The organism is Allocatenococcus thiocycli, assembly GCF_921292965.1.
Classification (GTDB): Bacteria; Pseudomonadota; Gammaproteobacteria; order Enterobacterales; family Vibrionaceae; genus Vibrio; species Vibrio natriegens.
Window position 1 is genome coordinate 1 of the sequence record NZ_CAKLCK010000026.1, and the last position, 25,979, is coordinate 25,979.

18 protein-coding genes, 1 tRNA gene and 1 pseudogene are annotated in these 25,979 nt (G+C 44.9%); 12 read left to right on the forward strand and 8 right to left on the reverse strand.

All coding sequences use genetic code 11. The features are described from left to right. From dnaG to L9Q40_RS08905, 3 genes and pseudogenes are all read left to right on the forward strand, one after another. Window positions 1–503 (forward strand): annotated as a pseudogene (dnaG, locus tag L9Q40_RS08895) (DNA primase); the annotation flags it as partial. A gap of 99 nt (window positions 504–602) precedes the next feature. Continuing rightward, a complete protein-coding gene (gene rpoD, locus L9Q40_RS08900) occupies window positions 603–2,474 on the forward strand; it encodes an RNA polymerase sigma factor RpoD (RefSeq protein WP_014230751.1) in 1,872 nt (623 codons plus the stop codon). Between the two features lie 154 nt (window positions 2,475–2,628). Continuing rightward, window positions 2,629–2,704, forward strand: a tRNA-Ile gene (locus L9Q40_RS08905). 394 nt (window positions 2,705–3,098) lie between these two features. Here the strand turns inward: L9Q40_RS08905 and L9Q40_RS08910 are convergent. Both L9Q40_RS08910 and L9Q40_RS08915 read right to left on the reverse strand, forming a co-directional pair. After that, window positions 3,099–3,704 (reverse strand): porin family protein, encoded by a 606-nt coding sequence (locus L9Q40_RS08910; RefSeq protein WP_498793072.1) that lies wholly within the window; start codon window positions 3,702–3,704, stop codon window positions 3,099–3,101. A gap of 510 nt (window positions 3,705–4,214) precedes the next feature. Beyond that, window positions 4,215–5,345, reverse strand: a complete 1,131-nt coding sequence (locus tag L9Q40_RS08915; RefSeq protein ID WP_498793073.1) for a flagellin — start codon at window positions 5,343–5,345, stop codon at window positions 4,215–4,217. Between the two features lie 314 nt (window positions 5,346–5,659). On the opposite strand from L9Q40_RS08915, the gene L9Q40_RS08920 reads away from it, so the two are divergent. Beyond that, on the forward strand, window positions 5,660–6,463 hold the full coding sequence (locus L9Q40_RS08920) for a MetQ/NlpA family ABC transporter substrate-binding protein (RefSeq protein WP_329347082.1): 804 nt from the start codon (window positions 5,660–5,662) through the stop codon (window positions 6,461–6,463). A gap of 144 nt (window positions 6,464–6,607) precedes the next feature. Here the strand turns inward: L9Q40_RS08920 and L9Q40_RS08925 are convergent, their stop codons facing one another. Continuing rightward, the gene (locus tag L9Q40_RS08925) at window positions 6,608–6,898 is read right to left on the reverse strand and encodes a D-fructose-6-phosphate amidotransferase (protein WP_498793074.1); all 291 of its coding nucleotides are present in this window, start codon (window positions 6,896–6,898) and stop codon (window positions 6,608–6,610) included. A 348-nt stretch (window positions 6,899–7,246) separates the two neighbouring features. Continuing rightward, window positions 7,247–8,605, reverse strand: a complete 1,359-nt coding sequence (locus L9Q40_RS08930) for an 8-oxoguanine deaminase (RefSeq protein WP_498793075.1) — start codon at window positions 8,603–8,605, stop codon at window positions 7,247–7,249. A gap of 317 nt (window positions 8,606–8,922) precedes the next feature. On the opposite strand from L9Q40_RS08930, the gene L9Q40_RS08935 reads away from it, so the two are divergent. The 7 genes from L9Q40_RS08935 (at window position 8,923) to L9Q40_RS08965 (ending at window position 18,543) form a co-directional block, all read left to right on the forward strand. Further along, on the forward strand, window positions 8,923–10,677 hold the full coding sequence (locus L9Q40_RS08935) for a bifunctional lysophospholipid acyltransferase family protein/GNAT family N-acetyltransferase (protein WP_498793076.1): 1,755 nt from the start codon (window positions 8,923–8,925) through the stop codon (window positions 10,675–10,677). A gap of 579 nt (window positions 10,678–11,256) precedes the next feature. Next, the gene (locus tag L9Q40_RS08940; RefSeq protein ID WP_409391369.1) at window positions 11,257–13,206 is read left to right on the forward strand and encodes a PTS mannitol transporter subunit IICBA; all 1,950 of its coding nucleotides are present in this window, start codon (window positions 11,257–11,259) and stop codon (window positions 13,204–13,206) included. A gap of 112 nt (window positions 13,207–13,318) precedes the next feature. Next, window positions 13,319–14,467: a mannitol-1-phosphate 5-dehydrogenase gene (locus L9Q40_RS08945; RefSeq protein ID WP_422832936.1), complete on the forward strand. Its 1,149-nt coding sequence runs from the start codon at window positions 13,319–13,321 to the stop codon at window positions 14,465–14,467. A gap of 58 nt (window positions 14,468–14,525) precedes the next feature. After that, a complete protein-coding gene (locus L9Q40_RS08950) occupies window positions 14,526–15,056 on the forward strand; it encodes an MltR family transcriptional regulator (protein ID WP_014230740.1) in 531 nt (176 codons plus the stop codon). Between the two features lie 305 nt (window positions 15,057–15,361). Beyond that, entirely contained in the window at window positions 15,362–16,264 is a 903-nt protein-coding gene (gene murQ / locus L9Q40_RS08955) for an N-acetylmuramic acid 6-phosphate etherase (protein ID WP_498793077.1), read from the forward strand. A 1-nt stretch (window position 16,265) separates the two neighbouring features. Next, complete coding sequence (locus tag L9Q40_RS08960; RefSeq protein WP_498793078.1) at window positions 16,266–17,642, forward strand: PTS transporter subunit EIIC; 1,377 nt, start codon at window positions 16,266–16,268, stop codon at window positions 17,640–17,642. A gap of 55 nt (window positions 17,643–17,697) precedes the next feature. Continuing rightward, window positions 17,698–18,543, forward strand: coding sequence for a MurR/RpiR family transcriptional regulator (locus tag L9Q40_RS08965; protein ID WP_498793079.1), 846 nt, complete (start codon window positions 17,698–17,700; stop codon window positions 18,541–18,543). Window positions 18,544–18,697: 154 nt separating this feature from the next. Here the strand turns inward: L9Q40_RS08965 and glmS are convergent, their stop codons facing one another. Both glmS and L9Q40_RS08975 read right to left on the reverse strand, forming a co-directional pair. Further along, window positions 18,698–20,530, reverse strand: coding sequence for a glutamine--fructose-6-phosphate transaminase (isomerizing) (glmS, locus tag L9Q40_RS08970; RefSeq protein ID WP_498793080.1), 1,833 nt, complete (start codon window positions 20,528–20,530; stop codon window positions 18,698–18,700). A 118-nt stretch (window positions 20,531–20,648) separates the two neighbouring features. After that, window positions 20,649–21,410: a DeoR/GlpR family DNA-binding transcription regulator gene (locus L9Q40_RS08975; RefSeq protein WP_014230735.1), complete on the reverse strand. Its 762-nt coding sequence runs from the start codon at window positions 21,408–21,410 to the stop codon at window positions 20,649–20,651. Between the two features lie 432 nt (window positions 21,411–21,842). Here L9Q40_RS08975 and pykF point away from each other — a divergent pair, with 432 nt between their 5' ends. Continuing rightward, window positions 21,843–23,255 carry a pyruvate kinase PykF gene (gene pykF / locus L9Q40_RS08980; protein WP_014230734.1) on the forward strand — a complete coding sequence of 471 codons (1,413 nt, stop codon included), beginning with the start codon at window positions 21,843–21,845 and terminating at the stop codon, window positions 23,253–23,255. Between the two features lie 154 nt (window positions 23,256–23,409). Here pykF and ilvN read toward each other — a convergent pair whose 3' ends face one another. After that, window positions 23,410–23,904, reverse strand: coding sequence for an acetolactate synthase small subunit (gene ilvN / locus L9Q40_RS08985; protein ID WP_014230733.1), 495 nt, complete (start codon window positions 23,902–23,904; stop codon window positions 23,410–23,412). A gap of 1 nt (window position 23,905) precedes the next feature. After that, on the reverse strand, window positions 23,906–25,630 hold the full coding sequence (locus L9Q40_RS08990; protein WP_020335849.1) for an acetolactate synthase 3 large subunit: 1,725 nt from the start codon (window positions 25,628–25,630) through the stop codon (window positions 23,906–23,908). Between the last annotated feature and the right edge of the window lie 349 nt (window positions 25,631–25,979).

Sequence of the window (25,979 nt, forward strand, 5' to 3'; positions counted from 1 at the left end):
CGAAAAAGCTACTTGATGAACGTACAGGCTTTGATAACCGCCTGCGTCAATCACGTAAAAAAGTAAACGAAACTCGACCTCAACCGCACAAAGAGATCAAACGAACTCCAATGCGTGAGGTTATTGCTCTACTTATTCAAAATCCGAGCTATGCTCAAATGGTACCGGACCTTTCCACAGTGAGAGATTTATCCATACCAGGCCTCAGTTTATTTGTAGATGTACTTGATAAATGCCAGGCGCATCCCCATATAAACACAGGCCAATTATTAGAGCACTGGCGAAATAGCCAGAATGAGGCACTTCTGTCTCGTCTTGCGAGCTGGGACATTCCACTCGATGAAGACAATCAAGAAGAAATATTTTTAGACTCACTGGACAAAATTATCGCCCAGTGCGTAGAAAAGCAAATTGAAAACCTGCAGGCCAAAGCAAGAAGTGTCGGTTTATCAGCCGAAGAGAAAAGGGAGCTGCTAGCACTTATGCTAGATTTAAAAGCGTAACCCTGTTTAATTAGTCAGCATCAATTTAATTTGTTATAGTTAGTGGTTTGCATTTCGCATACTGATTCCTTCACCAGATTACGAAGTTGGATACCGTCTATGGATCAAAATCCGCAGTCACAGCTAAAGTCACTTGTTATTAAAGGCAAGGAACAAGGCTATCTGACCTACGCCGAAGTAAATGACCACCTACCTGCTGAAATCGTAGATTCAGAACAGGTAGAAGACATCATTCAGATGATCAATGACATGGGCATTAAGGTAGTAGAAACTGCTCCTGATGCTGATGATTTAGCACTAAATGATGACACAAATATTACCGATGAAGATGCAGCCGAAGCTGCAGCCGCTGCACTTTCTAGCGTAGAAAGTGAAATTGGTCGTACTACAGACCCAGTGCGTATGTACATGCGTGAAATGGGTACAGTAGAACTACTGACTCGCGAAGGCGAAATCGACATCGCAAAACGTATTGAAGAAGGTATTAACCAAGTTCAATCATCTGTTGCTGAATACCCAGGAACGATCCCGTACATTCTTGAACAGTTTGATAAAGTTCAAGCAGAAGAGCTTCGCCTTACGGATCTAATTTCTGGATTTGTAGACCCTGACGCAGAAGATACTGCTGCACCTACAGCAACACACATCGGTTCTGAGCTATCTGAATCTCAATTAGAAGATGAAGATGACACAGACGTTGATGATGACGACGAAGACGAAGATGGCGACGACGATTCAGAAGACACTGAAGAAGATGTTGGTATCGATCCAGAACTTGCTCTGGAGAAGTTTAATCAGCTACGTAGTACATACCAAAATCTGCAGTTAGCGATCAACGAATACGGCTACGAAAGCCCGAAAGCAACCGTTGCTAATGAAATGATGCTAGACGTGTTCAAAGAATTCCGTCTAACACCAAAACAGTTCGATCACTTGGTGAATGAGCTGCGTACGTCTATGGATCGTGTTCGTACTCAAGAACGCTTGATCATGAAGTCAGTCGTTGAATACGGCAAAATGCCGAAGAAATCATTCATCGCTCTGTTCACTGGTAACGAATCAAGTGATGCTTGGTTAGATGAGATTCTAGCGTCTGACAAACCATACGCAGAGAAAATCAAACGTAACGAAGAAGAGATCCGTCGTTCAATCACTAAGCTAAAAATGATTGAAGAAGAGACGTCTCTGAGCGTACAAAACGTTAAAGATATCAGCCGTCGTATGTCTATCGGTGAAGCAAAAGCTCGCCGTGCGAAGAAAGAGATGGTTGAAGCGAACTTGCGTCTGGTAATTTCTATCGCGAAGAAATACACCAACCGTGGTCTACAGTTCTTGGATCTAATCCAGGAAGGTAACATCGGCTTGATGAAAGCGGTAGACAAGTTTGAATATCGTCGTGGTTACAAGTTCTCGACATACGCAACGTGGTGGATCCGTCAGGCTATCACTCGTTCAATCGCAGACCAAGCTCGTACGATTCGTATTCCGGTACACATGATCGAAACGATCAACAAACTAAACCGTATCTCTCGTCAAATGCTACAAGAGATGGGTCGTGAGCCGCTACCGGAAGAACTTGCTGAACGCATGCAGATGCCAGAAGACAAGATTCGTAAAGTTCTGAAAATCGCTAAAGAGCCAATCTCAATGGAGACACCAATCGGTGACGACGAAGATTCGCATCTAGGTGATTTCATCGAAGATACGACGCTTGAACTACCATTGGATTCTGCAACAGCGACAAGCTTGAAAGGCGCGACAAAAGACGTGCTTGCAGGTCTAACGCCACGTGAAGCAAAAGTACTTCGTATGCGTTTTGGTATCGACATGAACACCGACCACACTCTAGAAGAGGTAGGTAAACAGTTCGACGTTACTCGTGAACGTATTCGTCAGATCGAAGCAAAAGCACTACGTAAACTTCGTCACCCAAGCCGCTCAGAAACACTGCGCAGCTTCCTGGACGAGTAAGCAAAGCGCTAATAAGCTTTAAAAAATCAAAAAAGGTGACCCTAGGTCACCTTTTTTATTATCCGCTGTGCTAAGTGGATAAAAACTAAGCGCAATTAGCCATGTTGGTATCTAGACACCTCGCAGCGCTTCCCCTATAATCGTTGACCTATCAGGCCCCTTAGCTCAGTGGTTAGAGCAGTCGACTCATAATCGATTGGTCCGCAGTTCAAGTCTGCGAGGGGCCACCATATTCTAGAAGGCTCGTAGAGAAATCTACGGGCCTTTGTCTTTTCTGGTCCGGTCTATATCCTATCCTAATTATTGCCCGCTAAGTACCAACCTTTCTAAAAGTCTGCATTAGTAAACACGCCTACTCTACTTTAACCTAAGGGCAAAAAATACCAGTACCAAAACAGAATCAGCTTTTGTATATAAGTTGCGCCAAAAAATTGTCCTAGGAATATTACAGGGACAGTTTCCGGGTTGAATACCATCTCCGTGTTGACGGGCATTTATCGACGTCGATGACGACAACTAGCATGAGAATTTATGTAGTGGAATCTTGGTGGTGTGAGGTCTGGGAAGAGTTCTGGGCCAACCTAGTGCGGCCGACCCAGCGTTCTAGAGTTGGGGGTAGTTGAGTTAGAAGTAGTAACGAGCACCAGCATAAAAGCCACGTATCGCAATTTCTACGTCATCAATTTCAGTATTTGCGCTTCGATAACCAACATTTAAGCTAACGCTTTCATTGATGTTATATCCACCCTCTACACCAAATTGATAGCCTGTCTCAGATTTTTCAACTGCGTTTGTCTTATCTTTCAGAGTCATTTGACCTAGGCCAACTACACCCGCGATGTAAGTACCATTATTAAAAGTATATTTAGGCTTAAGGTTAGCAAAAATCGCATACCCATCTGCTTTCATCGTTCCTAAAAAATCCACCTCACCAAAATTTTGGTATTCCACTTCGCCAGCAAGTTTAAATGACTCTTCTAACTTTGACTCATACCCAACAACGGCATTAAAACCAACGTCATTTGATTCCTCGATTGATACACCACTGTTTTCTAGTTCCGTATCATTCGCAAATGCCACGTCAGCTCCTAAGTAAAATCCAGTTTTTGTCCCAGCAACTGCTGCACTACTTATGAAAAAAGACAATACTGCAAAAGAAAATACATTTTTGGTTTTCATTTTTATCTCTAAAATTTGATGATTTTTTATAGCCACATCTAACCATGACATTTTAATCAATAATTACAATGAATTATCGTGCGCCATAATATTCAAAACAAAACTTACAAGCCATGACTCAAATCACACCGACTGAATGATATGCAAAAAGACTCTTAAGCAAATGTTTTTACTAAACGTATTAAACTGGCACAACAAAAAAAGTAACTTAAATCGTACTTATGAAAAAGAAAGTGGGCAAACACACAACCTATGCCTGACCTGAATCTTAAATGCAGTTCGACACATTAGAGAAAAGCGCACCAATAAAAGCTCGTAGAGAAATCTACGGGCCTTTGTCTTTTCTGTTCTTGTCTATATCTGGTTGTGAACTTTGCCAGGTAGGTACCACGCCCGTCGTATACCAATACCAACCGTTTAGTAAGCATAAATCGCACAAGAACAACTAATTCGTTGCTTGGTATTGGTATTGGTATTCTAAAGTTTTCTCATCAATAGATACTCATGTGTATTACAAACACATGAGCGGCCATTGAGATACAGATATCAAGTCACACACTATTAATTCAGCAGGTTCAAAGCTGCATTAGGAATTACTCTGGCTTGAGCTAACATAGATGATGAAGATTGTTGAAGAATTTTAGCTCGAGTCATTTCAGTTGTTTCTTTTGCGAAATCTGTATCAGTACGATTTCCTTTCGATGCACTAATATTTTCATGCATATTAGTTAAATTAGAGAGCATGCGATCAAATCGATTATGAAGTGCTCCCATATCTGCTTGATGTCCATCCACATAATTCAATGCAGAATCAATGACAGCGACCGCTTCGTGGGCTCCTCCTGTACTGGTTACATCGATGTTCTCAACAATCGACTTGCGGCCATTGTCGAAGTTCAGCTCTTTAGCCAGACATCCAGAAAAACAAACCTCATCTTCTGCAACAGCAGAACCAACAAACATTTGCAGTTCACCTCTACCCGATACCGATGCTGTAATAAACTCTTGCTGTCCGTTGATATAAGTTGCAAGCTCTTCAATATCATCTCCAATTTTAGCTTCGATGTTAAGGCTCACATCGTTCCCAGATTTGTCGATGAAATCAATGCTGAGCTTGTGGCCATCTTCCCCGACAACCCAGTCTGCACCTTTGGCTTCTTGTGCAACAAATATCTTGCCACCCATCGATGAAGCGCTAGAGCGCATATCCTTTAGCTCAAGGAGAATCGTTTCATTATTGGAACCCACTTGAAGTGCTTTCTTACCATATGTGCCATCGAGCAAGTTAATGCCAGCAAAGTTGGCTGAACTCGCGATACTATGAAGCTCATCCTTTAAAGCTTGGACATTTTTTTGAATAGCTTGCCTATCCGCTATTGAGTATGCTCCGTTAGCTGCTTGTAAGGATTGGTCTCTCATATCTTGTAGAATATGAGATATTTCTCTCATAGATCCTTCAGCAGTCTGAACGATGGCTACTCCGTCATTAACATTCTTAGCTGCTACATCTAACCCTCGAGTTTGTACATGTAATCGATTCGAAATTTGTAAACCAGCCGCATCATCTTTAGCACTGTTGATCTTTTTTCCCGAAGAAAGTTTAAGTATTGAAGAGTTAAAATCTTCAGATGCATCAGCAACGTGACGTCGTGTTGCTAACGCAGCGGTGTTGTTGTGTAGGCTCAATGTCACGCATGGCCCTCCTTTCCATTATTACTGCTTGAAATTATGGAACTAAAGTCTCATTTTAAATATCGACCAAAACCATCTGCACTTTAGTGACTTTATGCATAATTAGTTGAATAATTTAACTTTATTACATTTGTCGCATAAATGATTAATCAACCTTTAAAGACAGAGAGCCAACTGGTAGGGGATACGTTAGCAAAAGCAAAATTCTCACTGACGGGAGACATTAGTAGGTGACCGAGCGATCAAACATTGACGGGTTTTATAATCATGATAGATTAGCCGTATAGACGTCCAAAAATATAAATGGAGTTATTATGGAAAGTTTTAGCCAAATTAAGCAGTTACCTTTTATTCTCATAGCAGCATTGAGCTTAGTGGCGTGCGGGCAAAAAGAAGACTCTGTCATTAAGGTTGGAGCAACCGTTGGCCCTCATGCACAAGTTGTAGAAGCAGTCGCCAAAGAAGCAGAAAAACAAGGGCTTAAAGTAGAGGTGGTTGAGTTTTCCGATTACGTAACACCAAACGCAGCATTGAGTGATGGCAGTATCGACATCAACAGCTATCAGCATCAACCGTTTCTAGATAACTTCAACAACAGCCACAACGCTCACTTAGTCTCTATCGGCCAATCTATTCTGATGCGTATGGGAGTTTACTCAAACAAGTTCCGTTCTCTTGAAGACCTACCTGAGAATGCGCGCATTGCGATCCCGAATGATCCAACCAACGGTGGTCGCGGCCTACTCCTACTTGCTGATGCGGGCTTAATTACACTGAGACCGGGTGTCGGCCATAAAGCGGCGTTGACAGACATTACGGAGAATCCAAAAGCATTTCAGTTCGTTGAAGTTGATGCAGCCCAGTTGCCAAGAACATTAGACGATGTCGATGCGGCAACCATTACGATGAACTATGTGATGTCATCAGGGCTTGATCCTAAAAAACAAGGGATCTATCTAGAATCGAAAGAAGCACCTCTGGCTGTTATGGTTATCGCAACACGCGAAGCAGATAAGAATAAAGAAGAGTACAAGAAGTTTGTATCGATCTATCAGTCTCAGGAGATTCGTGACTTTTTAGATAAAACCTTTAAGGGTACCATTGAGCCTGCATTTTAAGGATTAGAAACAGCATAGTGCTTGATAGTACTCTGCCATCACCTTTCGCATATAGGTAATGGCAATATTGAAAAAGGCTCGTGGAAACATCCATGAGCCTTTGTGCTTTTTAGATACTGGCCTGAGGTCAATAGCCAACTACGCTTAAAGATGATCAGCGTATTGACGACGTTCTGCTTCAAGCTTCATCGCCAAGTAACTTTGCCTAGCGACGACTAGATCTGGGCGATTGATAAGTTTCCAGAGAAAATACGGCGGGATGAAGAAAATAACAAAGTATAAAGACTCATGGAAAAAGACATCAGCAATAGAGTTTTGATGCTCAAAAAATGCAGTCAGGGCAAAAAGATCCAACAAGACCCCTACCACTCCAAAAACAACACAGACCACTATAGCTAACCCCAAGAGTTCACGTAAGAAATATTTATATATCATGGTACTAAATCCTTCTAGCAGTACGTCATACCAAGATACTCCTCTAGCTACTCCGTTAGCTTGATTACGGTCAATTTCTGCTAGATACCAATAAGAAGTTAGTTTTATAAAAGCTAACTTCTACTCAATACTACAGCTATAAGAAACTGTCCCAGTTAATCCTGTCGGCGATGAATATCCTGAAAACAAAGAACTAATGAACATATCAATTCATCCTTACGTCATTAGAAGTGGTTGAGAGGGAACACACAGAACAAGACATCTACCCGATTCTGTAGTTCTCACACATAGAATAGAGAAAGCCGCTCACTGGTTTGTGAGCGGCTTTTTATTTTGGTCTGTCAGACATTAACTGACGGACAGCTCTGCCAGTCGCTTCGCGGCGCGGCTATGACGAACCATCAAGTCCTGTAAATCCACACCGATCACTTCACCATCATGGACCCGCCATTGGCCAGCTACCATCACTCGGTCAGCCTGTTGTGCGCCACATAGCAGTAAAGCCGCCAGCGGATCATGACTCCCTGAGAAGCGAATATCATCCAGCTTAAACATGGCAATGTCAGCCTGATAACCGATGTTTAGCTCTCCAATATCTTGTCGCCCCATCGCAAGAGCAGAGCCTTTTGTCGCCCAGCGCAGAGCATCAAAATGCGTTACTTTTGCTGAGCCATACTGAAGGCGTTGCAGGTACATCGCCATGCGGACTTCGGCAATCATATTGGAGCCATCGTTTGAGGCAGAACCATCGACGCCAAGGCCAACTTTCACACCGGCCTGCTCAAGCTCCAAGTTTTTACACATACCAGAGGCCAGCATCATATTGGATGTCGGACAATGACTGACCCCAACGCCCGCTTTACCTAATCGTACAATCTCTTCAGAGTTAAAATGAATACCATGAGCCAACCAAGTACGCTCGTTTAACCAGCCAACATCTTCAAGGTAATCGACCGGACGCAATCCAAACTGCTTGATACAGAAGTTCTCTTCATCAATGGTTTCACACAAGTGGGTATGCACCATGACATTCTCATCTTGAGCGATTCGCGCAGTCTCTTTCATCAGATCCGTGGTCACCGAGAATGGGGAGCATGGCGCAAGCGCAATTTGTATCATCGCGCCATCATGGTCTTGGTGATATTCATTGATCAGTCTTTTGCTGTCATCGACTATCGTTTGCTCTGTTTGGATAGTATGCCTTGGCGGTAAACCGCCCTGATCTTCCCCCAAACTCATTGAACCCCGAGTAAAAATAGCGCGTACGCCAAGGCTGTGTGCAGCTTCAACTTGCAGATCGATGGCATGTTCCAGACCATTGGGTAATAAGTAGTGATGATCCGAAGCGGTCGTGCACCCTGAACGCATAAGCTCAACTAAAGCCAATTCAGTAGCGACACTCATCATTTCCTGATCAAGGTTCGCCCACACCGGATAAAGGCTTTTCAACCAGTGAAATAGCTCTTTATTGAGAGCATCGGGATAAGCGCGAGTCAAAGTTTGATAAAAGTGGTGGTGGGCATTGATTAGCCCTGGAGTGATAACGTGCTGGCTGGCGTTGACTACCGAATCGATTTTGCTGTCAGGCGTGGCATTTAAGGCCACCAGCTCAACAATTTTGTTTCCGCGAATCACCAGACCTCCGCGAGCGTCCTGCTCATTGCCAGTGTAAATCGCGAGTGGATTCTTAATCCAGATTGTTTCCATTCATAAATATCCTTAGCCGTTTCAACCATTTCAGGGGAATCGGACTTGTACCCACACCTTCACGTGAGAAGATGTTGAGTGATTTTATTTGATTAATAATACCGATATGACGGCATATAAATAGCCCAAATAATGAGCCGTAACTACCATAGCATAAGCCCAACTAAAGCGGACAAAAATTCCGCACCGACCTCTGAATCTAACCTCAGCGTTCAATAAATCGTCACTCTTTTGTCACCAAAGACTCACTGTTTTGCCGCTGAACTGTCATCTGCAATTCCTACTATCCAGTTAGAAACTTGCACGCTGAGGTAAATATGGATAGCACTACCCCTTTTCGTCTCCCTCGTAAAACGCCATTTGGCATTGGTGAAAATGTCGCTGAGTGGGCTACTGGATTAAGCCAGCTCGATAAGTTCTATGCGCAAAGACCTGTTAATGCAGATATTCAAACCTTTTTACGCTTCACGCTGTCGATTTTAGGTATCGATTACCGAATTGCTCATGGCTCACTCGACGCCGTGCCAAAACAAGGCCCTACCGTCATTGTTGCCAACCACCCTCTCGGCTGCGTCGAAGGCGTCATACTGGCAGAGTTACTGCTCATGGTTCGAGATGACATCCAAATCTTGGCGAATCAATACCTTAAAACCGTCCCGGAACTCGACCAGTTATTTATTGGTGTAGATGTGTTTGAAGGCAAAGACGCGGTCAAGTCCAACATGAAAGCACTGCGCGCGGCGAACAGACACCTAGCAAACGGCGGATTGTTGTTAGTTTTCCCTGCAGGTGAAGTATCGCAACTGGTTGACGCTAAGCAGCAGCGTTTAGAAGACAAAGAGTGGAGCCGCAGTGTCAGTAGCCTGATTCGTAAAAATAAGGCGACGACGGTACCCGTATTTATTAACGGGCAAAACTCGAAACGCTTTTATATGGCCGGAAAAATCCATCCTTTGCTAAGAACGTTAATGCTGGGTAGAGAGCTCCTTAATAAGAATGCTCAAACAATTGAACTATCTTTTGGCCAGGCGATTAAATTTAAAGAACTGAATAACCTCAGTGATGATCAGGTGGTCAATTATTTGAGGCTCAATACCTACCTGCTTAACCGTGAACCCAGCACTCCTGGGCAAACCACATCGATGAATGCTTTGCTGCCTATTGCGGCAGGGTTACCGATAAGCCAATTACTCGATGAGCTGCACAGCTTACCTGCAGAAGCCAAACTTCTTGAAAGTGGTGAGTTTGAGGTCTACTGCACATCCGCTTATCAGATCCCATCTCTACTGCATGAAATCGGTCGTCTACGTGAATACAACTTTCGTCAGGTGGGCGAAGGCACAGGGCAAGCGATCGATATCGATCATTTCGATCATGATTACCTGCACCTATTTGTCTGGGATCGTGAAAATCAATGCATGGTGGGCGCTTATCGTCTGGGATTAGTCGATAAATTAATGAGAAAACATGGAGTTGAAGGGTTGTACTCCCGCACCCTGTTTAACTATGACCAGCGCTTTATCGACAAGATGGGTAAATCGATTGAGATGGGACGCTCGGTGATTGCGGAGCAATACCAAAAGAGCATGAGTGCCCTGCTACTGCTTTGGAAAGGCATTGCAACATTCGTACATAGAAACCCAGAGTATACGCACCTGTTTGGTCCGGTCAGCATAAGTAACGATTACAGCCAAACCGCTCGTCAATTACTGGCTCAGTCCATGACACTACATCACTACGACAATGCCTGTGCAGAGCACGTTACCCCATCCAACCCGCTTCCCGAGACTAACCTGAACTGGAACACCAGCATGCTCACCGCGTTAGGCGATTTGCAGCTGCTGTCTCGTGTGATCGCTCGAATTGATGAAGGCAAAGGAGTTCCTGTTTTACTGCGTCAGTATTTGAGCTTAAACGGCAAACTGGTCTGCTTTAACGTTGATCCTGCCTTTAACAACGCGCTAGACGGATTAATTATGGTGGACTTACGCGACGTGCCAGAAAAGACACTGGCACGATACATGGGGCTGGAAAATACGCGAACATATTTAGCACAACACCTCGATAAATAACTTACCAGAGAAATAGTGCATTGCTGATACAAGTAATGCACTATCCTTTTAATTTGTAAGAAATATAACCGAAATTTTCAGATATTTCTGACATCACACTCATTTGCTCAGTCAATCAGTCACTATGTGCTGATATTGCGCAGCATATCTCGTTACAAAATTTCAAAAAAACCACAACCAGACGCAGGTCACATTTTTACCAACAACCAAACAACGACAAAGTGTGATGCTGATCGATCGAAATATTTAATTCGATCCCAGAAATAAATCATAAGTGATTTTGATCACATTATATTTTCAATTCAAATTTGTAATAAGATCGATTTGATCACTAAGATTTTTATTGACAGATTCAAAACCTGCATTTTGTTATTAAGTTACATATCAATAAATTGATCGCCATCACTTAAAAAATGCTTTTTATCTGAAGAAGTGCGGGTGTAGATCACGAAAAGCCCGTTGTCAGTTCTAATTGGAAATTGTGTGATAAATTGATTGGGTACTAAGCAATCAAACAAGCGGTTTTGGCGAACCGTTTACGACAACAATATTCATCAGAACATCGAACGGGGAATTGTTATGATATCACCAGATGCTAAGATCAAGATACAAAATTTTGGTCGCTTTCTGTCTAACATGGTAATGCCTAACATTGGCGCATTTATCGCGTGGGGCTTTATCACTGCACTATTCATCCCAACCGGATGGTTGCCAAATGAGACTTTGGCTTCAATGGTTGGTCCTATGATCACTTACTTGCTGCCACTACTTATCGGTTACACCGGTGGTAAATTAGTCGGCGGCGATCGCGGTGCTGTAGTCGGCGCAATCACCACAATGGGCGTGATTGTCGGTACAGACATCCCTATGTTCATGGGAGCGATGATCGTCGGTCCAATGGGCGGCTTGGCGATTAAAAAATTCGACAACTACATCGATGGCAAAGTGAAAAGTGGCTTTGAGATGTTGGTAAACAACTTCTCTGCAGGCATCATCGGTATGCTGTGTGCCATTCTTGCTTTCTTCCTGATCGGTCCTTTTGTAAAAGTACTTTCTGGTGCTTTAGCAGCAGGAGTAAACTTCCTTGTATCAGCGCACCTTCTACCTCTGACTTCTATTTTTGTTGAGCCAGCGAAGATTCTGTTCCTGAACAACGCAATTAACCACGGCATCTTCTCACCACTAGGCATTCAACAGGCGTCAGAAACAGGTCAATCTATTTTCTTCCTGATTGAAGCAAACCCAGGTCCGGGTCTAGGTATTCTTCTGGCGTACATGGTGTTTGGCAAAGGTACTGCTCGTCAGACTGCTGGTGGTGCTTCTATCATCCACTTCTTTGGTGGTATCCATGAGATTTACTTCCCATACATTCTGATGAACCCACGCCTCATCCTAGCGGCTATCGCAGGTGGTATGACAGGTGTGTTCGTTCTCACTATGTTCAACGCAGGTATCGTTTCTCCAGCGTCTCCAGGTTCTATCTTCGCGGTACTATTGATGACGCAAAAAGGCTCGATCGTTGGTGTTCTAGCCTCTATCGCGGCGGCAGCGGGCGTGTCGTTCACCGTAGCATCTCTGTTAATGAAGACTCAAACATCGACAGAAGAAGACGGCGATAAAGCCGCGCTAGAAAAAGCGACTTCACAAATGAAAGACATGAAATCTGCATCAAAAAACAATGCAGCGGTAAACAGTGAAAGCAAAGGCGACGTAGACCTTGCGACAGTTCAAAGCATTATTGTCGCTTGTGATGCCGGCATGGGCTCAAGCGCGATGGGGGCGAGCATGCTACGCAAGAAAGTTCAGGACGCAGGTCTGAACATCCACGTCACTAACCTTGCTATTAACAATTTATCAGAGAGTGCAGATATCGTGATTACTCATAAAGATTTGACGGATCGTGCACGTAAGCATGCTCCTAACGCACACCACATTTCACTGACTAACTTCCTGGACAGCGAAATGTACAACCAACTCGTCACCAAACTGCTGGCGGCACAAACTTCATCTGCCAATGACGATCAGATGGTAAAAGTATCGGTTCTTGCAGCAAACGACGACAATTTTGAACAACAGCAGCCATCTGTATTCCAGATTCAACGTGAAAACATCCACTTAGGTTTAAGCGCGGCTAACAAAGAAGAAGCGATTCGCTTTGCGGGCAACAAGTTAGTTGAACTTGGCTACGCTGAACCAGAATACGTGGAGGCGATGTTTGATCGTGAAGCCCTGGTTCCGACTTACCTTGGCGAATCTATCGCGGTGCCACACGGCACGATTGAAGCGAAAGATCGCGTTAAAAAGACTGGCATTGTTATCTGCCAATACCCATCGGGTATCCAATTTACTGAAGACGAAGACGATGTAGCGAAACTGGTTATCGGCATTGCCGCTAAAAATGATGAGCACATCCAAGTTATTACCACCATTACGAACGCGCTCGATGAGCCAGAAGCAATTGAGAAGCTAACCAGCACCACGGATGTAGAAGAGATCCTCAACATCCTTGGCCGCGAACAAGCCGCTTAATTACTTCACTTAATTTGCTCCTGAGCAAACCGAGGTCAGCTGTCACCCCCTATGCGGTTGGCCTCACCCTAGATTCGTTAGTCAATATTTCAGACATTGGTAGGTAACAGTTATGAAAAATGCAGTTCATTTTGGCGCAGGTAACATTGGTCGTGGTTTCATCGGTAAACTTTTAGCAGACGCAGACGTCGAGGTCACTTTCGCTGACGTTGATGCCCCGTTGGTAGACCAACTCAGTCATAAACAAGAATACAAAGTTAAAGTGGTGGGCACGGAGTGCCAAATCGACACAGTCACGCATGTCACCGCAGTTAACTCAGCAAGTGAAGACGTGATTGACCGCATCGTAAAAACCGATTTGGTGACAACCGCCGTGGGTCCCAACGTGCTGGACATCATTGCGAAAACCATCGCAACCGGCATCACCAAACGTTTCGAAGCGGGGAATGAATCACCATTGAACATCATCGCCTGTGAGAACATGGTTCGCGGCACGACCCATTTAAAAGGCGAAGTGTACAAGCATCTTGATGCGTCACTGCACGCAAAAGCCGATGAGCTCGTTGGCTTCGTCGATTCTGCAGTAGACCGTATCGTGCCACCAGCAGAAGCTGCCAACGATGATCCACTGGAAGTAACGGTAGAAAGCTTCAGCGAGTGGATTGTTGACGAGCAACAATTCAAAGGGGAAATCCCGGACATCGCAGGGATGGAAAAGACCGACAACCTGATGGCGTTTGTGGAACGTAAACTGTTCACCCTAAATACCGGCCACTGTATTACGGCTTACTTGGGCTGCTTGAAAGGACACCGCACCATTCGAGAAGCGATTGAAGATCCTGAGATTCAGGCTGAAGTAAAGCAGGCCATGATCGAGAGTGGTGAAGTGCTGATTCGTCGTTATGGCTTCGACCGCGACATGCACAATGCCTACATCGAGAAGATTCTGGGTCGCTTTGCCAATCCATACTTAGTTGATGAAGTTGACCGCGTTGGACGTCAGCCAATTCGCAAATTAGGTGCAAATGATAGATTAGTGAAGCCATTACTCGGTACAATTGAATATGGCACTGAAAATCAAACACTTTTAAAAGGGATAGCGGCGGCGTTGAAGTACACTAACGACACCGATCCTCAAGCGGTTGAATTACAAACTTCATTAAAAGAAGTCGGCGTGAAGCCAACGCTCGCGAAATACACAGGTCTTGCAGAAGACAGCGCTGAGGTGGCTCATATTGAGGCACTCTACAACCAGCTGTAATTAACTCAGAGGGGGGCAATGCTCCCCTTATAATAACGACTTAACAACTACTCAGTATATGGCAGATAACATCAACGAAACCGAGATCATTGAACGACTCAACGGCGCACCCTCAGTGCGGGGCTTCTTTATTGCCACGGTCGACGTCTTTAACGAGTCGATCGACGGTCTGATACAAAGAATTTTCCGTAAAGATAACTTCGCTGTTCAATCGGTTGTCGGCCCGCTACTACAAGACTCAGGCCCACTGGGCGATCTGTCTGTTCGTCTAAAATTACTGTTTGGTTTGGGCGTACTACCTGACGATATTTACCACGATATTGAAGATATCATTAAGCTCAAAAACCAACTCAACAGCGACGCATCCGACTACGAGTTCACTGACCCAAACATTCTCGATCCGATCAAAAAGCTGCATTTGGTGAAGAAAATGGGCATGGTGCAACTGGAAGTCAATGAACCGGATGACGACATCGATTTAGAGTTCTATCAGCTTCAACTTCAGCGCCAACAACAAATCATCAAATCAGGGCTTTCCCTCGCCATTGTCGAAATCTGCAATGAACTTGGCAAGGAAAGTCCTTTTTAATAGTTAAACATTACTAACGCTATCTTTGTGCAGTACTGACTACTGCTTTGAATTATTGCTACCTCTGCCCACCGACTCCTCGACCGGGTGTTTTGTTTAGAGAATGTCACTTCTCGACATTCTCACTCCTTAATACAACCATTCACTCCCCGTCAAGTCTCCTACCAATAAGTAGTCGAACCACAACAAAAATAAATGAAACATCGTTTTACATATGTGACTCCAATCTATAATCCGTACTATTTAAATTATCGGAATTCGACATTTAATTATTATCTATCCGTCGATTATCAACGGAGAGAGTTATGAGTGAGTTGTCGTCAACCATTAATAAAGAGCAAAACCCCGAGACAGAGCAGCTGTCCGAGTTGCCATTAATGGAAGTGCTGGAATTACTCAATGCCCACGATGCCAGCGTTGCGGTGTCGATTAATAAAGTGCTGCCAGATGTCGCCAAAGCGGTTGAACTGATTGCCTCGCAGATGAGACAAGGCGGCCGTTTATTCTATGTTGGTGCAGGAACCAGCGGCCGACTTGGTGTTTTAGACTCAGCAGAATGCCCCCCTACTTTTGGTACCGATCCTGCTCTGGTCCAGTCCATTATCGCAGGCGGTCTTGACGCTATGCTCGCGGCTGTAGAAGACATTGAAGACTGCAAAGAGTCCGCTCCTGCCGAACTTCGCCAGCGCCAACTGACTTCGCAAGATGTAGTGGTTGGGATTGCCGCAAGTGGAAGAACACCCTTCGTCATTTCAGCACTGGATTACGCCAGACAGATCGGCGCGAAAACCATTGCACTCAGTACCCGAGGACCTGGGCTTATTTCGCAACACGCGGATGTGTCTATTGCACCGGATGTCGGCGCAGAGGTACTGGCAGGCTCGACACGGATGAAAAGCGGCTCAGCACAAAAGATGTTACTGGGCATGCTGAGTACCTCGGTCATGCTTCAACTGGGTAAAGTGCACGGAAACCTGATGGTAGACGTCAAAGCGAATAACCAGAAGCTGCGCATTCGTGCCCAGCACATGGTGCAGCAAATTTGTGAAGTGAATGAACTCACCGCCGCCAAGCTATTGGATGCGGTGGAATACAATGTTCGTGCTGCGGTATTGCTGCACACGTTGGACACTTCACCTTCTAAAGCGTTGGCTCTTGCGGCACAACCCTTCCAACCTCTGAAACAGCAGTTACTGCAAGGAAAATAGCATGGCAAATAAGATAGAACATCTGGAACTCATTGCCGATCACATTGAACGGCATATTGGCGGCTTTGATAACGTCGCGACCCTGACCAACTGCATGACACGCGTACGTATCGTGCTTAAAGACCGCTCCCAATTTAATATGGATGCACTACGAGAGGTTGAGGGTATTAAAGGTGTCGTTGATGCCGGAGAACAATATCAAATCATCGTCGGCATGGGCACTGCGGCAAAAGTCGCTGGCGTTCTGAATAAACGAATGAAAGGTGCAGGTATTGAGGAAGGTTCGGCGGAGGCCCCTGTCGCGCAACCATTTTCGATTCGTCGCGCTCTCAACACCTTAGCCGCAATTTTTGTGCCGACCATTCCAGCTTTGATCGGATGTGGTTTAGTTCTGGGGATGGTGAACATCTTCAAACTTGTCGCTCCGGAATTTGTCGCAGCCAACCCAGATATCTTCTCGCTATTCACTGTCGTTGGTAAAGCCGTATTCGCCGTGCTTTCTGTCATGATCGGTATGAATACCGCCAAAGAACTTCAGGCGTCTCCTGCGATTGGTGCGGTGATGGCTGCAGTTTTGGCTGCGCCGGGCCTTGCCAATATCGAGTTATTTGGTAACGCATTAGTTCCGGGCGGCGGCGGCATGTTTGCTGTATTGTTGGTCTGTGTCTTTTCTTCTAAGTTTGAGCTTTGGTTCCGTAGCCACTGTAAAGAAAGTCTCGACCTTATCTTTACTCCAACCGTGACGATTTTGGTGTCGTCGGCAGTGGCTTTGTTCATCTTGCAGCCTATCGCCCACTCGGTAAACGTGTGGCTAGGTAACTTGGTTTCGGTTGCACTGCTTAATGAATCCGCAGGTTCCGTAGCGGTTGGCGGTGTCCTGGGTGGTGGCTTCCTGTTCCTACTATTAACAGGCTTACACCAAGGTCTTATCCCTATTCATGCGCAAATTCTTGAGACTTTTGGTCTTAACTACCTGTTCCCGATTTTAGCGATGGGTGGCATGGGGCAAGTCGGCGCTGCGGCGTACGTATACCTTAAGTCGAAGAATGAACGCCTGAAGAAGACCATCACTGGTGCTCTGCCTGTTGGTATTCTGGGTGTTGGCGAACCACTGTTGTTTGGTGTGTCACTACCGCTAGGTAAAACCTTTATTGCAGGCTGTATTGGCGGTTTTGCTGGTGGTGCCATGATGGCCGCGTTCAAGATTGGCATCATCATTCCATTTGGTACTGCTGGGCTTTCTCTGATTCCACTGGTTGGCGAGGGGCAGATTCCATCATTCCTTCTTGCGGTAGTGTGTGCATGGATTGTCGGTTTTATCGCGTCGATGCTCTTAGGGTTTACCGATCCAGTCGAAAATACAGCGAAAAGTCGCTAATATCATCCCGTCGTACAATTCGTTGCGGCGGGACGAATTCACTGTAGAGGCATCAATGGAAAGCATCATCAATAAAGTCAAAGTACTCGCTCATTCCACTAACCTGAACGAGCAAAGAATTTCGCACTTTATTATTGAGCAACAGTTTGACCTCGCTAAGTTTAGCGCCACCAAAGTCGGCGCTAAACTGGGTATCAGCGACTCTTCGGTGATTCGCTATGCCAAGAGCATCGGCTGCAGTGGCTTTCCGGACCTAAAACTGAAGCTGGCGGCATTTGCGCCACAGGCACAAAAGCTGCCCACTCAATCTGTGTATGCAGAAATCGAAAGCAGTGACTCAACCCAAACCATCATTGAGAAATCAAAAAACTTATTTACCAGTAAGATAGAACAATCTCTAAGCCTGATTGATACCGATACCATTGAGCGCAGTGCTGAGTTACTGCTCAAGGCAAACAAGATTCTGCTCTCGGGTATTGGGGCTTCTGCGGTGGTCGCCGCCGACATCAACCACAAGCTGATTCGCTCTGGTTTTAACGTTCAGTTCAACCTGGATTACCACATTCAAATCGTCCAGGCTTCACTGCTGAAAAAAGACGATGTATTGCTGGTGGTATCGGCGCGAGGCAATACACAAGAAGTGTTGGCCACGATTGAAAAAGCACGCGCCAACGGTGCCAAAGTGATCGCACTGACTCGTTACGGAAAAGGCAAAGTGGCTCAGCTATCGGATTTCGTCATTCCTTATAGCTACACCGAAGAGCACAACCAATTAGGTATGGTCACGCCACAACTACTGCAGATGATTGCTTTCGACATCCTGTTTTTCAAACTCAATACACTGACCGACTCTGTCAGCATGAACACGGCGTTGGACTCACTTCGTCAAATTCAACCTTAACGCTGTCCATCGAACAATGTGAGCAAGCAGACTGGGTTTATTCGCGGCACTGTTAAGATGCTTCCCCTATTTTGTCTATGAGCATAAAAGAAAAAGCCACCTATCACGCGCTGCGTAATAGGTGGCTTTGTAATTCACTTGGTAATGAGTAGTGTTATTCCACGGTAACTGCTTTTGCCAGGTTACGTGGTTGGTCAACGTCAGTACCTTTGATCAGAGCAATGTAGTAAGACAGCAACTGCATTGGAATGGTGTAGTAAATCGCTGCAGTGATTTCGCTTACGTGTGGCATTGTGATGATCTTCATTGTGTCATCGCCTTCAAAGCCTGCATCAGCGTCAGCAAATACGTACAGTAGACCGCCACGTGCACGAACTTCTTCAACATTTGATTTCAGCTTCTCAAGCAGATCATTACTTGGCGCAACCACAACCACTGGCATGTCGGCATCGATCAGAGCCAAAGGACCGTGTTTTAGTTCACCTGCTGCGTAAGCTTCAGCATGAATGTAAGAGATCTCTTTTAGTTTCAGAGATGCTTCCATCGCGATTGGGTAGAACTCACCACGGCCAAGGAACAGAGTATGGTGCTTATCAGCAAAATCCGTTGCCAGTGCTTCGATCTCTTTTTCAAAAGACAACGCCTGATTGATTTGCTCTGGTAGTGCGTGCAGCGCTTCTACGATCTCTTTTTCTTTCTCTTTGCTGATACGGTTTTGTTGCTTACCAAGCGCAGTAACCAGCATCAACAGTGCAGATAGCTGAGTGGTAAATGCTTTGGTAGAAGCCACTCCGATTTCAACACCAGCGCGAGTCATAAAGGCAAAATCAGATTCACGAACAAGAGAAGAACCAGCCACGTTACAGATGGTCATTGCCGCCATGTAGCCTTTCTCTTTCGCAAGACGAAGCGCTGCTAGCGTATCGGCCGTTTCACCAGACTGAGATAACGTGATAAGAAGGCTGTTTGGACGAGTAACAAACTTGCGGTAGCGGAACTCAGATGCGATTTCTACGTCACAGCTTACGCCAGCAATATCTTCAAACCAGTAACGAGCGGTCATGCCCGCGTTATAAGAAGTACCACAAGCTACGATTTGTACGTGCTCGACTTTGCTTAGAATGTCTGCTGCATGCACACCAATCGCATCCGTCACAACAGAATCGGCAGTAATGCGACCTTCCATTGTGTTGATTAACGCTTTTGGCTGCTCGTAGATTTCTTTCTGCATGAAGTGGCGGTACTGACCTTTATCACCCGCGTCGTGCTCAGCATTAGACTCAGTGATTTCACGCTCTACATGCTCACCTTTTTCATCGTAAACTGTCACTTCACGGCGAGTGATTTCAGCTACGTCACCTTCTTCCAGGTACATGAAGCGGCGAGTAACGTTAAGCAATGCCAATTGGTCTGAAGCCAGGAAGTTTTCACCCACACCAAAACCAATAACAATCGGGCTACCAGAGCGAGCCACAACAATGCGAGAAGGATCTTTACGATCCAACGCTACCGTGCCGTAAGCGCCTTCCAGTTGCTTCGCTGTTTTCTGTACCGCTTCAAGCAACGTTTCTGAGGTGCGAAGTTCCCACTCAACAAGGTGTGCAATCACTTCAGTATCAGTTTGAGATTCGAATACGTAGCCACGCTCACGAAGTATTTCACGCAGTTCTTCGTAGTTTTCGATGATGCCGTTATGCACAACAGTGATATCACCTGACATGTGTGGGTGCGCATTGATTTCTGAAGGCTCACCGTGTGTCGCCCAGCGCGTGTGCGCAATACCAGTGCCGCCAATCACTTTCTCTTGATCAACCGCATCAGCCAGCTCTTGCACTTTGCCTAGACGACGAACGCGAGTCAGATTATTTTCTGCATCGACGATCGCTACGCCCGCCGAGTCATAGCCACGGTACTCCAGACGACGTAGACCTTCGACCAAAATTTCTGCAACATCTCGTTGTGCCACTGCACCGACGATTCCACACATGTTTTTTCTCCGATTTTAGTTTTGTTCTTCCCTAGCCATGATTTCATATAGAGGCAGCAAGCAAAGGCCCGTACATGAGGGAAGTAAATTTAAAAATGTTAGTTTGAATATAAGTTTGTTAGGCGCAAATGACTTTCACGCCATGCTGTTCAATCTGTGATTTATGCTCAGCTTGTATATCCGCATCAGTTACCAGCACATCGATCTGTTGCCATGCGAGCTCAAGATTCGGAATACGGCGACCAATTTTTTCAGACTCAATCATTACGATGACTTCGCGGGACACTTCTGCCATCACATTACTTAAGCCAACCAGCTCATTAAATGTGGTCGTTCCGCGCTCTAGGTCGATACCATCAGCACCAATAAAAAGCTGGTCAAAGTCATAAGCTCTTAAAACAGACTCAGCTACTTTGCCTTGAAAGGATTCAGAGTGTGTATCCCAGGTCCCGCCTGTCATCAACAAAGTCGGTTCACTTTCCAGCTCATTGAGGGCATTTGCCACATGCAACGAGTTGGTCATTACGACTAAACCACGCTTGTCGTTTAGCTGCTGTATTAATGCTGCGGTCGTACTGCCACTGTCGATAACAATGCGATTGTGGTCTCGGATCAGCGATGCGGCCGCTTTGGCTAAATTTAACTTTCGAGTCGAAACATTTGGACTCAATTCTTCATGGATAACTTCCGTTGGGATCGCGATCGCTCCACCATAACGACGCAAAAGCTGTCCATTTTTCTCTAAAGAAGCTAAGTCCTTTCTAATCGTGACTTCAGAGGTCTCAAACTGATGAGCCAATTCATCTACACTGACTTCGCCCAGTTCAGAAACCAGGTTAGAAATAGCGTGTCTTCTTAGTTGAGTGTTTCGTTTCGACATTTACGTTTTGATTTTAAGTTTCGTTTCGAAAGTTATTATAGTCAAATCGAAACTTTTAAGTCCATTTATTTCGATCCAAAAAATTAATATTTCTCGATAAAACCTTGTCCTAAGACAATTCTTAAACAGTGATATTGGATTCATTCGGTGGTAGAATTCGCCACCGAAAAGAAAAAAAATTACAGAAATGACGGCTATTTTTTTGCAACTTTCTGCATATAAAGTGGTATTAGTCACAAAAAGGTAACCAAAATCACCGATCTTTAAGTCATAAAATGACTAAACTTGGTGAAAGACTTTCAGAATCTGAAGTTCAATAATGTGGCGGAAAATCGGTGGGTGACAGGCACAAAATGTCATCAAAAACGCCCTGACTTCAGAGTAAATAACCGACTTTCAAATTGTAACTATACTTACCGGAGAGTATCTTCCATGAAAAAGACCAAAATCGTTTGTACGATTGGCCCTAAAACTGAATCTGTAGAGAAGCTAACTGAACTAGTAAACGCAGGCATGAACGTTATGCGTCTTAACTTCTCTCACGGTGACTATGAAGAGCACGGCACTCGTATTGCGAACTTCCGCCAAGTAATGGAAGCAACTGGCAAACAACTGGCAATCCTTCTTGATACTAAAGGTCCAGAAATCCGTACTATCAAACTAGAAGGCGGTAACGACGTTGATCTAGTTGCTGGTCAAGAATTCACTTTCACAACTGACACTTCAGTTGTTGGTAACAAAGACACTGTAGCAGTGACTTACGCTGGTTTCGCAGCAGACCTAAACGTTGGTAACACTATCCTTGTAGACGACGGTCTAATCGAGATGGAAGTTATCGCGACTACTGAAACTGAAGTTAAATGTAAAGTACTTAACAACGGTGCACTAGGCGAAAACAAAGGTGTTAACCTACCTGGCGTTTCTGTAAACCTACCAGCTCTATCTGAAAAAGATAAGAACGACCTTAAGTTTGGTTGTGAGCAAGGCGTTGACTTCGTTGCGGCTTCTTTCATCCGTAAAGCTTCTGACGTTCAAGAAATCCGTGACGTACTTGCTGCAAACGGCGGCGAGAACATCCACATCATCTCTAAGATCGAAAACCAAGAAGGTGTTGATAACTTCGATGAGATCCTAGAGCTTTCTGACGGCATCATGGTTGCACGTGGTGACCTAGGTGTTGAAATCCCAGCAGAAGAAGTAATCTTCGCTCAGAAAATGATGATCGAGAAGTGTAACCGTGCACGTAAGATGGTTATCACTGCAACTCAAATGCTTGATTCTATGATCAACAACCCACGTCCTACTCGTGCGGAAGCAGGCGATGTTGCTAACGCTGTAATGGATGGTACTGACGCAGTAATGCTTTCTGGTGAAACTGCAAAAGGTAAATACCCTGTTGAAGCAGTAACTATCATGGCGCAAATCGCTAAACGTACTGATTCAGTTCTTAAAGCGGAACTAGGTTCTCGTCTAGACAGCCCACGTCTACGTATCACTGAAGCGGTATGTAAAGGCGCTGTAGACACAGCTGAGAAACTGGCTGCTCCACTTATCGTTGTTGCAACTGAAGGCGGTAAGTCTGCACGTTCAGTACGTAAGTACTTCCCAACTGCAAACATCCTAGCACTAACAACTAACACTAAGACAGCTGCACAGCTTGTTCTTACTAAAGGTGTTACGCCAATCGTTGTTGACTCTATCGAAAACACAGACGCGTTCTACGTGACTGGTAAAGAGCTTGCTCTAGAGTCTGGCCTAGGTAACAAAGGCGACATCGTTGTGATGGTTTCTGGTGCTCTAGTAGCTTCAGGTACTACAAACACTGCATCTGTACACGTTCTTTAATTCGAAACGTTTACAAGATAAATAAAAAGAGGGCTTCGGCCCTCTTTTTTGTTTTTGCTTACCACAAAACTGATTCACCGGTTGGCTGGTACCAAATTTAAAAAGCCACCGATTTTCACGGTGGCTTTTCTTGGTAGCAAGCTATCGGTTAGCGTTAAGGCTTCAGCGCACGTTCTCCACGCGCAATGCCAACTACCCCACTACGAGCAACTTCCACTACTTCCGTAACTTCCGAAATTGCTTTAATAAACGCATCCAGTTTCTCACTGGTGCCCGCCAACTGAACAGTATATTGAGAAGCAGTGACATCAACAATCTGTCCGCGGAAGATGTCTGCTGTGCGTTTTACTTCAGCACGAGCAAAGCCACTCGCTTTCACCTTCACCATCATCAGTTCACGTTCAAGGTGCTCAAGCTCTGTTACTTCCTGAACTTTTAGCACATCAATTAACTTATGTAGCTGTTTCTGAATCTGCTCAAGTTGCATCTCGTTTGATGTCGTTGTGATATTCATACGAGAAAGAGTTTCGTCGTCTGTAGGAGAAACCGTCAAAGACTCAATGTTGTAACCACGTTGAGAGAACAAGCCTACAACGCGAGACAACGCACCAGGTTGGTTTTCCAATAGCAATGAAATAATGTGTCTCATATTAAGTTCTCTCCGTTTTGCTTAGCCACATTTTGTCCATACCCTCACCTTTAATCTGCATAGGGTAAACGTGCTCAGTTTCATCGACGTTAATGTCAACGAACACTAAGCGGTCTTTCATATCGAGTGCTTTTTGCAAACCAGCTTCTAGCTGATCTGGCGTTTCGATACGAATACCAACGTGACCATAAGCTTCTGCAATTGCTGCAAAATCAGGAACAGAACTCATGTATGAATTAGAGTGACGACCTTGGTAAATAATGTCTTGCCACTGTTTTACCATGCCTAGGAAACGGTTATTCAGGTTGATTATCTTCACTGGGATGTCGTACTGCATTGCGGTCGACAACTCTTGAATGTTCATTTGAATACTGCCGTCACCTGTAACCACAACCACTTCTTCTTCTGGCATAGCGAATTTAACGCCCAAACCAGCAGGAAGACCAAAGCCCATTGTGCCCAAACCACCAGAGTTGATCCAACGGCGTGGTTTATTAAATGGGTAGTAAAGCGCAGCAAACATTTGGTGCTGACCTACATCTGAAGCAACATAAGCATCGCCATTGGTCAGTTTGTGCAGAGTTTCAATAACTTGCTGAGGCTTAATAATCTCTGAAGAGGTTTCATAGGATAAGCACTGACGATCGCGCCAAACTTGAATGTCTTCCCACCACGCTTTGATAGCTTCTTCGTCGTTTGCACCTTCTTGCTCAGCCAGCAAACCTAGCATGGTCGTAAGCACTTTTTCTGCCGAACCAACGATTGGTAAATCTACTTTCACGTTTTTTGAAATCGACGATGGGTCGATATCAATATGCATAACTTTCGCATTCGGACAGTATTTTTCCAAATTGTTCGTCGTACGGTCATCAAAACGAACCCCGATACCAAAAATCAGGTCAGCTTCGTGCATTGCCATGTTGGCTTCGTACGTACCGTGCATACCCAACATACCCAGCGAGTTTTTGTGCATGCCAGGGAATGCACCCAAGCCCATCAAGGTGCTCACTACAGGAAGGTTCAGCTTGTCTGCCAGTTCAAAGATATGCTCGTGTGCGCCGGAAATCACCGCACCACCACCGACATAAAGCACAGGTTTTTTCGCTTCAAGTAGAGACTTGAGTGCTTTCTTGATTTGGCCTTTGTGACCCGAAGTGGTTGGCTTGTATGAACGCATCGAAATGCTTTCAGGATACTGGTAAGGCAGTTTGATTTGCGGATTCATAACATCTTTTGGCAAATCAATTACAACTGGACCAGGGCGCCCTGTCGTCGAAATGTAAAACGCTTTTTTGATGGTTTCAGGAATATCTTCCGCTTTCTTTACTAAAAAGCTGTGTTTTACCACTGGGCGAGAGACACCAACAATGTCACATTCCTGGAATGCATCGTTACCAATCAGGTTGTTCGGTACGTTACCTGAGATAACGATCATTGGGATAGAGTCCATATAAGCGGTCGCAATACCAGTAATTGTATTGGTCGCGCCAGGACCTGAACATACCAGTACGACACCCGGCTTGCCGGTAGCGCGAGCATAGCCATCGGCCATATGCGTTGCGGCTTGTTCATGTCTTACTAGTACGTGTTTAATTTGGTCGGTTTTGGCGTGCAGTGCGTCATAGATATCTAGAACGGAACCGCCAGGGTAACCAAAGATCTGCGATACATTCTCTTCGATCAGAGATTGCACAACCATCTCTGCACCTGACAACATTGCTGTCATAATTGCTCTCCTTACCCAGTTTCCACACCGTAAGGTCAACGGATAGGTCTGGTTTTACATAGTTTAGGGCTTATTCGTAGCCTAATCGAAATACTTCCACGTTTTCGGCTATGTCTTGCGTTCGTCATAACATCCCGCAAGGTTACCCAACAAATGTAACGTTTTATTATCAACGGGTCTAATGAGATCTAGGTCTCATTTCTTAACAAGATACCAAGAATTGGATTGATAGAAGGAAGAGCAGCCAGAGAAGCGAAAATAGACAGTATGATCAATGAGCGTATTGGTTAAAAAAAGAATATTATTTCATATGCAACTCTATATTTGTCGAAAAATCACCCTTAACCAG